A 13,670-nucleotide genomic window follows, 5' to 3' on the forward strand; every position below is an offset into this window, starting at 1 on the left:
GGTTACAGTGAGTGGGAAAATAAACTGGAAGTTCACATTGATTCTAGGCCTTGTCGGTTTCATGCTGGCATTGCAATACAACTCCATTAACACGACTTCTCCCCGTGATACTCGAGATATTTGGGCGATTCGAAATGAATTGGCCAAGGAAAAGAAGATTCATTCAGAGTTACTAGGTGAAATACGTGAAGTAGACCAGACACTCGCTTCTTATGCTGAATTAACGAATGAACAGACGACAGAGGCTTTGCAGCAGACGTTAGATAAGTTATATACTCAAGCGGGTTTTATGCCGACCACGGGTCCAGGATTTGTAATAGAAGTTGCCCCATCACCTGAAAGCATCGCATTTGGTTATGAAGTGGAGCCAGTTTCATCGGAGCTGCTGACAAGATTTATCAATGTGGTGAATCAGCATAAAGGAAACGAATTAGAGATTGACGAGAAGCGGTTTACGACACTGAGCTGGATCCGTGATATAAACGGAAAGCTGACGGTCAATGGAGAAAATGTATCTACACCTCCTTTCAAAATCAAAATCGTCTCGCCGACCATTGAAGATAGTAAGAAATTGTATAATCACTTGCTGTCCTCGGCTATACAGGACGAATTTTATTTAGATGACTTAATTCTAGTGATCAGTAAACCGACAGATCAGATTACATTACAAAGCTGGACGGGTGGTTTCGAAAATCAATTTTTAAAAGAACAAACGAAGGAGGAATGACAATATGTGGCTACCATTGCTTGGGCTACTCCTTGGCGTTTCACTTGGTTTGCTCTCGGATATTCAAATTCCGCAAGTCTATAATAACTACTTATCTATCGCAATTCTCGCCGCCTTTGATACACTTTTCGGCGGAATAAGAGCTTACCTTCAGCAAGTATACGATGACCGAGTATTTGTATCAGGATTTTTCTTCAATATACTTCTTGCTGCTGCACTGGCTTTTATCGGTGTGCATTTAGGGGTAGACCTATATTTGGCTGCAGTCTTTGCTTTTGGCGTGCGGCTGTTCCAAAATATCGCGGTCATACGCAGAATCTTGCTGGCAAAATGGACATCCAGGAAACAAAATACTGGTCAGAATGTCTAGTTCCTGACAAATAGGGGAGAAGGTGCTGAAAATATTTAGACAAAGTAATCAAAATGCAATAGAATGTAAGGTAATAGTTTCTTTTAGGAGGTGTCAATAATTGAGTCAATCATATAATTATGTATCACTGGATATAGGATCATCTACAATTAAAGTTTTGATCGGAGAAATGGATCATAATTCCCTTCATGTAATCGGCGTAGGGAATGTACAGTCAGCAGGCATTCGAAAAGGAACAATTATTGATATCGATGCAACGGTACAGTCCATTCGAAAAGCAATTGAGCAAGCAGAACGAATGACAGGACTAAAGATAGAAGAAGTAGTGCTTGGCATTCCAGCCAACGGCATTCAGCTTCAGGACGTCAAAGGTGTTGTGGCTGTCAATTCTGAAAATCGGGAGATCACAGATGATGATCTGGAACGAGTCATGAAATCTTCCCAAGTCATGAATGTGCCTCCTGAACGGGAGATCGTCAATCTCGTTCCTAAACAATTTATTGTGGACGATTATGATGAAATAACTGATCCTCGTGGTATGATGGGGGTTAGATTGGAAATGGACGCTACGTTAATTACAACGTCCAAAACTCTAGTACATAACATTTTGCGATGTGTGGAACGGGCCGGACTGCAAATACGTGAAATTTATTTGCAGCCGTTAGCAGCAGGTACTTTCGCTCTGTCGGAAGACGAGATGAATCATGGCACTGCCTTTATTGATATTGGCGGAGGATCCACTACGATTTCTGTTTTTGCGGAAAATCGTCTGGTGAAAACTTCTGTACTGCCAATTGGCGGCGACCATATTACAAAGGATTTATCAATCGTGCTGAAAACACCAACTGAACAGGCTCGGATGATCAAGCACCAGCATGGACATGCTTTTTATGATGATGCTTCTGATGATGAACTTTTTGAAGTTCCGGTTATCGGAGCAGATTCGAAAGATCAATATAGTCAGCGTTATATTTCAGAAATTATTGGTTCGCGTTTAGAAGAGTTATTTGATCTGATTTTGGAAGATCTGTATGAGTCAGGAATTAATGATCTGCCTGGAGGTATCGTCATTACTGGTGGTACAGCTAAACTAGACGGAGTGCTACAATTAGCTCGTGATATTTTCAAAACGAGAGTCCGATTATATACACCTGAATATATAGGTGTGAGAGAGCCGATGTATTCCACAGCGGTTGGTTTAATCCGTTATGCGTATATGGAGGATGTCTTCTTTGGACATGAAGGCGGACAAGCCAGTCTATCTCAGGCGGATGATCCGGTATATGACACCGCTGACCAAGGACCTAAGCCTGCAAGACCAAAGAAAGATAAAGGCGATGGTTTTATGAAAAAAGCTAAAAAAATGTTCGATAATTTCTTTGAATGAAAAACGTGGGGCAGGGAATTGCAGATAAAGTAGAGGAGGAAAACCAATGCTTGAATTTGATACGAATGTAGATGCTTTAGCAGTAATAAAAGTAATTGGAGTAGGCGGCGGAGGAAATAATGCCGTAAACCGAATGATTGAACACGGGGTACAGGGTGTTGAATTTATAGCAGTCAATACGGATGCACAGGCATTAAAGCTTTCATCGGCAGAAGTGAAGCTGCAGATCGGTGAAAAACTGACACGCGGTTTAGGTGCGGGTGCTAATCCAGAAGTCGGTAAAAAAGCAGCAGAAGAGAGTAAAGAACAGATCGAAGAAGCTTTGCGCGGAGCAGATATGGTATTCGTAACTGCTGGAATGGGCGGAGGCACAGGAACAGGTGCAGCTCCGGTTATCGCTCAAATTGCTAAAGATCTGGGTGCGTTGACAGTGGGTGTGGTAACACGTCCATTCACATTCGAAGGAAGAAAGCGTCAAACACAAGCTATTGGCGGTATTACAGGCATGAAGGAAGCAGTGGATACGCTAATTGTTATTCCAAATGATAAGCTTCTTGAAATTGTGGATAAAAATACGCCAATGTTGGAAGCGTTCAGAGAAGCAGACAATGTCTTGCGTCAGGGTGTTCAAGGTATTTCTGATCTGATCGCTGTACCGGGTCTAATTAACTTGGACTTTGCAGATGTTAAAACCATCATGTCCAATAAAGGTTCTGCTTTAATGGGAATCGGCATGTCCACTGGAGAGAACAGAGCAGCAGAAGCGGCGAAAAAAGCGATCTCCAGTCCATTGCTTGAAACATCAATAGACGGAGCAAAAGGCGTTCTGATGAATATCACCGGCGGATCGAACTTGAGCTTGTTTGAAGTTCAGGAAGCAGCAGATATCGTCGCAACAGCATCAGACGAAGATGTGAATATGATCTTCGGTTCAGTTATTAACGATGATTTGAAAGATGAAATCATCGTAACTGTTATTGCGACTGGCTTTAACGAAGAGCATCTGACTGCACCAAGACCAGGCAGAAACTCGGGTGTTGGCAGCGGTATTCGTCAAAGCAAGCCTGCGCAGCAGCAGGCACCTGTTCAGAGCAGACGCGAAGAGCCGCGCTACGAGCAGCCTGAACAACCAAGACAGCCGCAGACAAACCAGCACGAAGAACAGTTGGACATCCCCACGTTCTTACGCAACCGTCAGCGTCGTAAATAATTCAAACACACAAAGCTTTCTGTCAGAGATGTAGTTCTCTGGCGGGAAGCTTTTTTTGCTTATACGTATTGAAAGGAAGTAAGTAAAAGAATGCCGTTTCCCTGCGTTCCGGGCGGGCGCGTTTCTTGCTTGTACTTGTGGTGCTACACTGAGCTTAAAGGATTTTGAAATGTGAAAGTTTGGTAAGTGAAAAAAAGACCGTTCCCCTGCGTTCCAGGCGGACGCGTTCCGGAGGGCCCGCGGTGAGCCAACTTGGTCGCTTCGCTCCCCTAAGTTGTCATCACCTGTCGGGCTGATCCTCCCGGAGTCGCCGCCTTCCACTCCGGTACACTGGCTGGTGTTTCAATACTTTTTATGTGATTGCAGTATGATCGTAATATCTGCGATCACTACAATGGTAAGGAGTTTCACGCAATGGCAGGAATTCGCCTTGAGTTTGGAAATGCCTTTGCAAGATGTTTTGTTCAAATTACATATTGGCTCTCTGCAGAGACATTGCTTAATCAAACAAGGATTGAATCATACCCAGTTTAAGCTCAAACCAACGGTACGTCTACAAACCAGCGGAGGCGCAACTGCGGGGTAAGCCGTTGCTGCGAGACTGCTGGCGTGCACTTTGCCAGTAGGCTTATAGCGTAAGGCAATCCCCCAGCGCCGAAGCGGTGCACAAACTGCATAACATACTTCAGTTAAACTTCCCGTCCATTCGAGAAACGGGTGCCACACTAACTCGATTCACACAATGAAAAACTACAACAATTACATCTTCACAACTCCGGCGAAGGCGCAACTTCGGGGAAGCCGAAGTGGTGCACAAACTACTAAACATACTTCATTTAAACTTCTAGCCCATTCGAGAAACGGGTACCATAATTTAAAAAACCGGCAGCGCGTTACATGCTGCCGGAGTGATTCACCAACTTCGTCCTGCTCCGCCGCCACCGCCGGATCCTCCTCCGCCGAAGCCACCGAAACCGCCACCACCGCCTCCAAAGCCGCCGCCAGATCCGCCGCCGAATGAGCCTGGGAAGAATATTGGGCCGCCGCGGGATCTTCCGCGCGGGCCTCCTCCACCACCTCTTCCACCGCCGCCTTTCATAATTCTGAAGATGATGTACATAATAATGATGACGACGAGGAATGGAGGAATACCGAATTCTTCATCAGAAGACTGCGGGTAGTTGACCGGCAGTTCGTCTCCTTCTAGGCCGTATTCTGCTGCGATTTCATTGTAGAAGGCTTTATAGGCTTCCACAATTGCCATGTCTGGCTGTTTGGGTTTGCCTGTTAAATAAGGCATGGCGATTTCATCTATGATCCTGCCTACCTTACCGTCAGGCAGGGCGCCTTCGAGGCCGTAGCCTGTGGCCAGATAAAATTCTCTTTTGATCCCTAATTCTTCATTCTTTTCCGTCGAGACAATAAGCAGTGCTCCGTTGTCCATCTTTGCGTCACCGAGCTTCAGCTCACGGAGTTTGCGCACTGCATATTCTTCCACCGGCTCTCCTTCAAGAGAATAGACTGTCCGCACCGCAAACTCTGCTTTCGTTGCGTTAAAAAGCCGGATACCATAGTCTGTTAATTCAGCTTCCTGTTGAGGAGATAAAATATCTGCATCATCCACTACCACTTCTGTCATCGCATGGGTCGGTGCCGCAGTGCCGATCAGGGCCAGTAGCAGTGCTGCAACGAACATGCAGAAGCGTTTCATCACTTCTTGTCGTCTCCAAAGTCAACTGTTGGCGGTTCTTGTGCCCCTTCTGACGCTTTAAAGTATTCTTTCTCATCAAATCCAAAAATGGACGCGATAATTTTACCAGGGAAACGTTTTACTTTCCGGTTGAATACAGATACTACATCGTTATAATCTTTTCGTGCGACAGCAATTCGATTTTCCGTACCCGCCAATTCGTCCATTAACTGTTGGAAGTTTTGATTGGCTTTTAAATCTGGATAGTTCTCGACAACGACCAATAGTCTGCTCAGCGCGCTGGATAATTCGGAATCGGCTGCTGCCTGTTCTTCCGGTCCTTGAGCACCTGCCATCTTACTTCGTGCATTGGCAATATTCTCGAGAACTTCTTTTTCGTGCGAAGCATAGCCTTTTACCGTGCTGACTAAGTTTGGAATTACATCCACTCTCCGCTGTAATTGCGTTTCAATTTGTGCGTACGACTGATCTACGTCTTCTTCTACATTCACTAATTTATTATAGCTCGGTACGATCATTACAGCTGCTATGACAACTAAGATAATGACGACGATCAAGGGTCCCATTGCTTTTTTCATCTTCAACTGCTCCTTTCTTTATGTAATTAGTATTTACTTACCCTTCTTCTTTATCCCGCAAAACTTCAGATGAATTAAGATACGTAATAAAACTTTTTTCATTCATCAAATTGGGTGCTCACCCATTTACTTGATCTATTCGTCACATATAATAGCCACTATATGATATAAGTTTTCTCTAAATACTACGCCCTACTAGCTATTTGAGAACTTTTTTCAATAATTGCTTTACAGAGTATTTTGGGTAAGCTATACTATTAAAAGTTGCGCAAAGGAAACAATCTAGTTCAAACCATGCACTAGAGTTGCACAAAGGAAACTATTGTTTTATAGTGATTTAATAACTTAAAATTACGCAATACCATTTGATATAAAATTCGAGCAGGTTTTTATTTGCCTGAAAGTTGCACAAGGGAAACATAATGAGGGAGGAAGCAAGATGATTGATCCGATAACAGTTGAAAATGTCAGTGTGTCGTATGACGGAAACGAAGCAGTAAAAGATGTCTCCTTTTCATTCGAAGCCTCCAGTTTAATTGGGGTGCTTGGTCCGAACGGCGCCGGTAAATCAACATTAATGAAGGCAATGCTGGGGCTGATACAGAAAGATCATGGGAATGTCAGAATCGGCAAGAAAACAGTAGACGAAATGCGCAAACAGATTGCGTATGTTCCGCAGCGTTCGAATATCGACTGGAACTTTCCAATCGTCGTAAAAGATACTGTGCTTCTTGGCACGTACCCAAAAGTCGGCATACTTCGACGTCCGAAAAAAGCGGATAAAGAATGGGCGATGGAATGCCTGAAACAAGTGGGCATGGAGGAATTCGCCAACCGCCAAATAGGTGAATTGTCAGGCGGCCAGCAACAGCGTGTGTTTTTAGCACGTGCATTGGCACAAAAGGCGGATTATTTCTTCTTGGATGAACCCTTCGTCGGAATCGATGTCTCTAGTGAAGAAGTCATCATCGGGATTTTGCGTGAGTTAAAAGACGCCGGAAAAATCGTTTTCGTTGTACACCATGACCTGTCAAAAGTGAAAACTTATTTTGACGAATTGGTATTAATCAATAAAGAATTGATTGATGCCGGTCCAGTAAATAAAGTATTCCAGTCAGGCAATATGACAAGAGCTTATAATCGAGAGTTCCGGCTAGACGGCTTGGAGGTTTCAATGTAATGGAATTTATTCAGGACTTAATGACATATGGTTTCTTGCAGAAAGCGTTTATCACTTCAATTATGGTAGGAATCATCTGTGGAGTCATCGGCAGCTTTATCGTGCTTCGCGGTATGGCGCTCATGGGAGATGCGATTTCTCACGCCGTTCTGCCAGGTGTTGCAATCTCCTATATGCTCGGTATCAACTATTTCTATGGAGCTGTTTTGACCGGGGTATTAACTGCATTCGGTATCGGAGCAATTTCTCAAAACAGCCGGATTAAAAATGATTCATCCATCGGGATTGTATTTTCTGCGTTTTTCGCACTCGGTATTATCTTGATTACTCAAGCACGAAGCGCGACGGATCTAACACAGATTTTATTCGGTAACGTGTTGTCGGTTCGTACTTCTGATATGTGGCTGACGCTGATCATCGGCGCTGTAGTCATTTTAGTAGTAGCGATGTTCTTTAAAGAACTTCTCGTCTCGAGTTTTGATGAAACGATGGCTGCGGCTTACGGATTAAAGACTCGATTGATTCACTACAGCATCATGTTCTTATTGACATTGGTTACAGTTGCTTCATTACAGACAGTCGGCGTTATTTTGGTTGTATCTTTATTGATTACACCGGCATCAACAGCTTATCTGTTAACAAACAGGCTTTCGGTTATGGTTTTCCTTGCTGCCTTTTTCGGCGCATTATCTTCCATCGTCGGACTGTATTTCAGTTTCTTGTATAACATGCCTTCAGGGCCTGTCATCGCGTTAGCAACGACTGCACTTTTCGTATTGGCATTTTTATTCTCCCCTAAACAAGGGATTGTAGTCAGCAAGTTCCGGTCTATGTCTAAACGTAAAGCCATTGCGACAAACAATTAAGTATGGGATCAACCGCTGAGGCGGAAAAATATAATTATCCACAAAAGGAGTAGAATGAATTACATGAAGAACTTAGTAAAATGGCTGGGCTTGTCCTTACTTGCTGTGTTTATGTTAGCAGCATGCGGCAACGATAACGACAAGAACAGCGCAGCAAACAAAAGTGATGGTAAGGATGACTTCGATAAAACAGCCGAGGCCGATGATAAGCTGAAAGTTGTCACTTCTTTTACGATCATCGCAGATATGGCACGTGAAATCGGCGGAGAGTACGTAGAAGTATACAACTTAGTGCCGACTGGAACGGATCCTCACGAATATGAGCCGCTTCCTAATGATATTAAAGCTGCAACTGATGCAGACGTTTTATTTTATAACGGTTTGAATCTTGAAGGCGGAGAACATGGTTGGTTCTTTAAAATGATGGACTCTGTCGGTCAAAAAGATGAAAATATTTTTAGTTTGACTGAAAAGGTTGAACCTAAGTACATTGGCGGAGAAGAGGGCCGTGATGAAGAAATCAACCCGCACGCGTTTATCGATCCTGCTGTCGGTGTGAAGATGGCAGAAGCTATGCGCGATGTCTTAATTGAAAAGCACCCGACAAACAGCGAGGACATTAAAAAGCTTGGTGATGAGTATGTTCAGCGTATAAAAGATCTGGACACTGAATTTGAAGAGCGTATCTCAACAGTTCCTGAAGAAAATCGCGTACTCGTAACTAGTGAACGTGCATTCCAATACTTGAACGACCACTACGGTTTGAAGGAAGCATTTATTTGGGAAATTGATACAGAAGAGAACGGTTCTCCTAAGCAGATTAAAGAATTGGTTCATTACATTCAAGAACACAAGGTTCCTGTTTTATTCGTAGAGTCTAATGTTGATACACGTCCGATGGAAACTGTCTCTAAAGAAACAGGCGTTCCAATTGCAGAGAAGCCGATCTATTCAGATGAAATCGGTAATCCTGGCGATGAGATCGATACGTACGTTAAGTATTTGAACTACAATATGAATTTGATTCACGACGAGCTTAGTAAAGAAAGATAAGCTTCGGTCAACCAATTATATATATAGAAGGAAGTCACTTTAATTAGTGGCTTCCTTTTTTGTATGACGCATTCTGGCTCTTCACTAAAACGTGCGCCTGACAGTCTGCCCCCCCCTCGGTCGCCTAAAGCCGATGTTCGCTGGCACGTTCTTCGCCGGTAGGCAAAGAACGTAAGACAATCCGCGCAACGCCGAAGCGATATCAAACCCTAGCCCCCCTTATTGTTCCTTACACTATCAGCTGCAACAGCCCCGTTATCATCTACTTTCACAAAATAGACAGGAATAATTAACCATATTATAAGAATCTTAAGGTCTTTTTAATTATTATCAAACCTTCCAGTTGCAATTTCATTCTAGATGGGTTATTCTAAGAGAGTATTATCTTTGTTCTTTTTCAGATCGAGAAAATATTTTGTTTTTCGTCTAAGGTATTTGAGCAAGCATAGTAACATCATGTGTGGCAATCCACACTAGGAGGCAATAATTATGGAACAAGGTACAGTTAAGTGGTTTAATGCAGAAAAAGGTTTTGGTTTTATCGAGCGTGAAGCAGGAGAGGACGTATTCGTACACTTCTCAGCAATCCAAAGCGACGGTTTCAAATCTTTAGACGAAGGTCAAAGTGTAACATTTGAAATTGAACAAGGACAACGCGGCCTACAAGCTACAAACGTTCAAAAAGCTTAATTTTAGCTGGAAAAAGACTCTACTTGTTAGAGTCTTTTTTATTTGCTCAAAAATTGAATTTGTCTATCACAAACAAAGGTCCCAATTCACATTCGAATTGGGACCCTTTTTGTGTGAGATTCAGTTTTGTACTACTTTAGTGAATTACTTAAAGCACAATCACCCTTTTTATCTGTTATTCATGAAGCGTCCCAGGAAATCTTGCAGACGTTCGCTTTCAGGGTTCAACAGGATTTCTGAAGGTGGTCCTTCTTCTTCAATGACTCCTTCATTCAGGAAGACGACGCGGTCTGCGATATCGAGGGCGAAATCCATCTCGTGCGTGACAAGGATCATGGCCATCTCCCCTTCCTTCGCGAGATCACGGATAACTTCAAGCACTTCACCGACGAGCTCAGGATCGAGTGCGGACGTCACTTCATCAAACAGCATGACCTGCGGACGCATCATTAGAGCTCGCGCCATGGCAACCCGCTGTTTCTGACCGCCTGAGAGCTGTGCAGGATACAGTTCAATCTTATCGCCCAACCCTACCTTTTCAAGCATCTCCACAGCAGTTGCTTTCACTTCCGCCTTATTTTCATTTTTCACGAGTACAGGAGCCAGCATGCAATTCTCCAGTATCGTCATATGCGGGAATAAGTTAAAGTGTTGAAACACCATGCCGATATCTCCGCGAATGGAACGCAGATGGCTTTCATCAGCGTTCACCCACTCATCTTTTTTCTTCATCTGCCAAAGGTTCTGGCCATTTACTTCAATTATACCGTCTGTAGGCTCCTCCAGCGTCATCAGCATTCGGATGATCGTTGTCTTTCCGGAACCACTTGGACCAATCAACGCTACTTTTTCTGAAGGCTTGATATCTAAGTCGATCCCTTTTAAAACTTCTGTTTCTCCAAACGATTTATGGACGTCTTTATATTGTACTACCGGTTCCACCATCTCAACCTCTCCTTCATTCCACTCTGTTACAAGTTATTATGCCAGCGTCTTCTTATCGAAGCTGCGGTTATACTTCTTCTCTAATTTATTGATCAGCAGTGCAGATGGATAGCTCAGTAATAGGAAGAACAACGCGACAACTGTCAGCGGCTCGACGAATTTATAGTACTGCGCTCCATAATCATTGGCGATATGAAGCATCGCCACGACACCGATTGTCGACGCAAGCGGAACTTCCTTGAACATGATGATCAAGTAGTTGCCAAGCATCGGAATAGTCGGCGGAATCGCCTGAGGCAAAATAATTTTCGTCCACTTCTGACGCGTAGATAGATTCAGTGCTGTTGAAGCTTCCCACTGCCCTTTATCCACCGATTCAATGCCCGAACGATATACTTCAGACATGTACGTGCTGAAATGGATTCCGAGCCCTAAAATAGCAGCTACGAATGGATTTAGGGACACACCGATTACCGGCATCATCGGCCATGCGTAATAAATGAAAAACAATTGGACCAGCGGAGGTGTCGAACGGATAAATTCTGCAATCCAGCCGAATAACCACGTTACTGGCCGCCACGGCAATCTGCTGATGAACACCCAGACGAATCCGAATAAGGCAGCGAACAGATAACATGCCAGCGTCAAACCCAGGGTAATCCATAAGCCTTTAACTATAAGAGGTATTACTGAAAAAAATACATCCCAACTCCAAGTCATTAGCTAGCAACCCCTTTCTTCGATATGCTCTCCATCTTTCTTGTGAAGGCAATTAACGGCAGCGCAATCACAAAGTACATCAATAGGAGAAGTACATAAACCATTGGGGATTCCGCTATATGCGTGCTTCGATAGATATTCCCGTAATACAGCAGATCAGTTAATCCGATCAGTGATACCAATGAAGTAGCTTTTAATATCTGTATTAGATAGTTACCGTATTCAGGTAGCATCATGCGCAGAGCCTGCGGCAAAATAATATGACGCATACGCTGGAACCTCGATAAGTTCAGTGCAATAGATGCTTCTGTCTGTCCAGCAGCCACCGCCTGAATCGATCCTCTGACGATTTCAGACATATACGCCCCATAGTTCAATGAAATTGCTAGAACCGCTACCCAGACATCGCTCCCTAAATGGATATTGAATAATCCAGGGAGCGCGTAGGAAAACCAGAATAATTGTACGATCAGCGAGGTCCCGCGAAAAATCTCTACATAGAAACCAGTGAACCCTCTTAGAAGGGGGTTCGTGTTAACACGGGAAAGACCCGCGACAAACGCGATGATACTCGCACAAATAATCGACAGGAACAATACCTGCAGCGTAATGCCTAACCCTTGTACGACCGCAGAAAAAATATCGGGTAAGGAACTCACAAAAACCACTCCATTATTTAGTAATCATTTTAAAAAACCAATTGCCGCCTGGTCTGCGCTTGTCAGACCGGCGGCCAATTTAACGAAAGAAAAAAGGTCACGCCGCTGTTGGGCATGACCCGGCTGTTCTCTTAGTAGTTATCTCCGTTACAAACACTTTCCGTTGTGATATCTTTTTCGACGATATTCATTTCTTCCGTAAAACCAAATGGCTCAATCAATTTAGCGATTTCGCCGCTTTCTTTCAGCTTCTTCAATTCTGCGTTATACGCTTCACGCAGTTCGTCATCACCGTTCAAGAAAGCTGCCGCACCGTAACTTGGCACTCCTTCAATATCCGGCTGTTCAAAATCTGTGACAAACTCTAACTTTTCATTGTTTGCAGATTCCAGTGCCATCTTAATTGTCATCTCAGTACCTGTAGTAACAGCTGCACGACCAGATTCAACTGCTGAGAAAGAAGCAGGAATATCCGGAACCATCATGATCTGGCTCTCTGCAATTCCTTCACGAATCATGAAGTCTTTTTCCGTCGCACCGCTCATGACCGCTACTTTGATATCCGGATTAGCAGCGATATCTTTGTAACTCTTCAGATTCATCGGGTTGCCTTTTTCAACAATCAAGCCCTCACCGTACTTGATTTCCGGCTCACCGAATGAAACGCTTGAACAGCGGTCAGGCGTAATAGCCATCCCTGCTGTAATCAAATCAAATTTACCAGCGCCCAAGCCCGGGATCAATTGACCGAATTCAGACAACTTGCCGTCTACTTCGTCCACGCCCAGATTTTCAAAGACCGCTTTGGCAATAGCGACCGCAGCACCTCGCAACTCCCCGTCCTCTTCATACGCATACGGTTTCTCATTGGCAAAGCCGACTCTGACAACGCCCTTATCTTTCAATTCATCTAACTTGTTACCGCTTCCACCGCTCTTGGAACCTGAATCTCCGCCTCCGCATGCTGCAAGCAAAAGAAGCATCATCACCGCCATCATACCTATCGCCGATTTCTTCATAAGTCTCCTCCTTGATATTTTCATCAAACTCTCTTTTTACTTAGTTGCTAGATTACCATAGTTAAAAATTGAGTTCAAATGGAATTTATGGATTTCTCTAATTGTAAAAAATCGGATATATTCTATCGATGTTGATTTGACAGCGTTTACAAGAGACTTTTTTCTATAATATTATAGTAAAATTTAATTTTTCAGTAGGTGAAAAATTAAATTTTACAGTAATACACAAATTCATCCTGGGTACTTCCCTTCACAATTTCCAGCTTTTCTTTTCATCCAAATTTATTCCTTATCAAATTAATTAATAAAATGAATATAATTCATTCTGAAATAGTATACTTTTGGACAAATAAAAAAGACTGAGTAAACCGCAATTGCGATCTGCTCAGTCTTTTTAAATTGATGCCCTCGGCGGGAGTCGAACCCACATTTTGAGCTTCGGAGGCTCACGTGCTATCCATTGCACCACGAGGACGGTTAATTATTTCACATTTTTAAAAACGCGTTTACTCCACTTGCTGAATAAATAAACCCGTCTTAAAGACATCTTCCATT

The 13,670-nt window shown here is 43.4% G+C and carries 14 protein-coding genes and 1 tRNA gene; 8 read left to right on the forward strand and 7 right to left on the reverse strand.

Going from position 1 to position 13,670, the window contains the following annotated elements:
* Nucleotides 1-7 precede the first annotated feature (7 nt).
* The 4 genes from Q1J64_RS06275 to ftsZ all read left to right on the forward strand — a co-directional run bounded on the left by Q1J64_RS06275 (nucleotide 8) and on the right by ftsZ (nucleotide 3,694).
* Entirely contained in the window at nucleotides 8-727 is a 720-nt protein-coding gene (locus Q1J64_RS06275; RefSeq protein WP_153720506.1) for a DUF881 domain-containing protein, read from the forward strand.
* Nucleotides 728-731: 4 nt separating this feature from the next.
* Entirely contained in the window at nucleotides 732-1,097 is a 366-nt protein-coding gene (locus Q1J64_RS06280; RefSeq protein WP_301108222.1) for a small basic family protein, read from the forward strand.
* Between the two features lie 100 nt (nucleotides 1,098-1,197).
* Nucleotides 1,198-2,484, forward strand: a complete 1,287-nt coding sequence (gene ftsA, locus Q1J64_RS06285) for a cell division protein FtsA (protein WP_301108223.1) — start codon at nucleotides 1,198-1,200, stop codon at nucleotides 2,482-2,484.
* A 46-nt stretch (nucleotides 2,485-2,530) separates the two neighbouring features.
* Nucleotides 2,531-3,694, forward strand: coding sequence for a cell division protein FtsZ (gene ftsZ, locus Q1J64_RS06290; protein ID WP_301108224.1), 1,164 nt, complete (start codon nucleotides 2,531-2,533; stop codon nucleotides 3,692-3,694).
* A gap of 913 nt (nucleotides 3,695-4,607) precedes the next feature.
* Here the strand turns inward: ftsZ and Q1J64_RS06295 are convergent.
* Together Q1J64_RS06295 and Q1J64_RS06300 are read right to left on the reverse strand one after the other, a co-directional pair.
* Nucleotides 4,608-5,405 (reverse strand): TPM domain-containing protein, encoded by a 798-nt coding sequence (locus Q1J64_RS06295; RefSeq protein WP_301108255.1) that lies wholly within the window; start codon nucleotides 5,403-5,405, stop codon nucleotides 4,608-4,610.
* The gene (locus Q1J64_RS06300) at nucleotides 5,405-5,983 is read right to left on the reverse strand and encodes a LemA family protein (RefSeq protein WP_301108225.1); all 579 of its coding nucleotides are present in this window, start codon (nucleotides 5,981-5,983) and stop codon (nucleotides 5,405-5,407) included. The genes Q1J64_RS06295 and Q1J64_RS06300 overlap by 1 nt, the downstream gene beginning before the upstream one ends.
* Before the next feature lie 439 nt (nucleotides 5,984-6,422).
* On the opposite strand from Q1J64_RS06300, the gene Q1J64_RS06305 reads away from it, so the two are divergent.
* From Q1J64_RS06305 to Q1J64_RS06320, 4 genes are all read left to right on the forward strand, one after another.
* Entirely contained in the window at nucleotides 6,423-7,163 is a 741-nt protein-coding gene (locus Q1J64_RS06305) for a metal ABC transporter ATP-binding protein (RefSeq protein ID WP_301108226.1), read from the forward strand.
* On the forward strand, nucleotides 7,163-8,029 hold the full coding sequence (locus tag Q1J64_RS06310) for a metal ABC transporter permease (protein ID WP_301108227.1): 867 nt from the start codon (nucleotides 7,163-7,165) through the stop codon (nucleotides 8,027-8,029). The genes Q1J64_RS06305 and Q1J64_RS06310 overlap by 1 nt, the downstream gene beginning before the upstream one ends.
* Nucleotides 8,030-8,092: 63 nt before the next feature.
* Entirely contained in the window at nucleotides 8,093-9,082 is a 990-nt protein-coding gene (locus Q1J64_RS06315) for a metal ABC transporter solute-binding protein, Zn/Mn family (protein WP_301108228.1), read from the forward strand.
* A gap of 489 nt (nucleotides 9,083-9,571) precedes the next feature.
* Nucleotides 9,572-9,772, forward strand: a complete 201-nt coding sequence (locus Q1J64_RS06320) for a cold-shock protein (RefSeq protein WP_153721042.1) — start codon at nucleotides 9,572-9,574, stop codon at nucleotides 9,770-9,772.
* 168 nt (nucleotides 9,773-9,940) lie between these two features.
* Here Q1J64_RS06320 and ehuA read toward each other — a convergent pair whose 3' ends face one another.
* The 5 genes from ehuA to Q1J64_RS06345 all read right to left on the reverse strand — a co-directional run bounded on the left by ehuA (nucleotide 9,941) and on the right by Q1J64_RS06345 (nucleotide 13,590).
* Nucleotides 9,941-10,717, reverse strand: coding sequence for an ectoine/hydroxyectoine ABC transporter ATP-binding protein EhuA (ehuA, locus tag Q1J64_RS06325; RefSeq protein ID WP_301108229.1), 777 nt, complete (start codon nucleotides 10,715-10,717; stop codon nucleotides 9,941-9,943).
* Between the two features lie 36 nt (nucleotides 10,718-10,753).
* Complete coding sequence (ehuD, locus tag Q1J64_RS06330) at nucleotides 10,754-11,437, reverse strand: ectoine/hydroxyectoine ABC transporter permease subunit EhuD (RefSeq protein WP_301108230.1); 684 nt, start codon at nucleotides 11,435-11,437, stop codon at nucleotides 10,754-10,756.
* Nucleotides 11,437-12,096, reverse strand: a complete 660-nt coding sequence (ehuC, locus tag Q1J64_RS06335) for an ectoine/hydroxyectoine ABC transporter permease subunit EhuC (protein WP_301108231.1) — start codon at nucleotides 12,094-12,096, stop codon at nucleotides 11,437-11,439. Before ehuC ends, ehuD begins: the two co-directional genes overlap by 1 nt.
* Nucleotides 12,097-12,227: 131 nt before the next feature.
* Nucleotides 12,228-13,115 (reverse strand): ectoine/hydroxyectoine ABC transporter substrate-binding protein EhuB, encoded by an 888-nt coding sequence (gene ehuB, locus Q1J64_RS06340; protein ID WP_301108232.1) that lies wholly within the window; start codon nucleotides 13,113-13,115, stop codon nucleotides 12,228-12,230.
* Nucleotides 13,116-13,518: 403 nt separating this feature from the next.
* Nucleotides 13,519-13,590 (reverse strand) — tRNA-Arg (locus Q1J64_RS06345).
* Nucleotides 13,591-13,670: the final 80 nt, after the last annotated feature.

This window comes from Sporosarcina sp. (assembly GCF_029257255.1).
Lineage (GTDB): Bacteria > Bacillota > Bacilli > Bacillales_A > Planococcaceae > Sporosarcina.

What these genes read in the sequence shown, in the direction of transcription:
- Q1J64_RS06280 (WP_301108222.1), top strand. Translation starts at nt 732, where the DNA reads ATGTGGCTACCATTGCTTGGGCTACTCCTTGGCGTTTCACTTGGTTTG.
- ftsZ (WP_301108224.1), top strand. Translation starts at nt 2,531, where the DNA reads ATGCTTGAATTTGATACGAATGTAGATGCTTTAGCAGTAATAAAAGTA.
- Q1J64_RS06295 (WP_301108255.1), bottom strand. Translation starts at nt 5,405, where the DNA reads ATGAAACGCTTCTGCATGTTCGTTGCAGCACTGCTACTGGCCCTGATC.
- Q1J64_RS06300 (WP_301108225.1), bottom strand. Translation starts at nt 5,983, where the DNA reads ATGAAAAAAGCAATGGGACCCTTGATCGTCGTCATTATCTTAGTTGTC.
- Q1J64_RS06305 (WP_301108226.1), top strand. Translation starts at nt 6,423, where the DNA reads ATGATTGATCCGATAACAGTTGAAAATGTCAGTGTGTCGTATGACGGA.
- Q1J64_RS06310 (WP_301108227.1), top strand. Translation starts at nt 7,163, where the DNA reads ATGGAATTTATTCAGGACTTAATGACATATGGTTTCTTGCAGAAAGCG.
- Q1J64_RS06315 (WP_301108228.1), top strand. Translation starts at nt 8,093, where the DNA reads ATGAAGAACTTAGTAAAATGGCTGGGCTTGTCCTTACTTGCTGTGTTT.
- Q1J64_RS06320 (WP_153721042.1), top strand. Translation starts at nt 9,572, where the DNA reads ATGGAACAAGGTACAGTTAAGTGGTTTAATGCAGAAAAAGGTTTTGGT.
- ehuA (WP_301108229.1), bottom strand. Translation starts at nt 10,717, where the DNA reads ATGGTGGAACCGGTAGTACAATATAAAGACGTCCATAAATCGTTTGGA.
- ehuD (WP_301108230.1), bottom strand. Translation starts at nt 11,437, where the DNA reads ATGACTTGGAGTTGGGATGTATTTTTTTCAGTAATACCTCTTATAGTT.
- ehuB (WP_301108232.1), bottom strand. Translation starts at nt 13,115, where the DNA reads ATGAAGAAATCGGCGATAGGTATGATGGCGGTGATGATGCTTCTTTTG.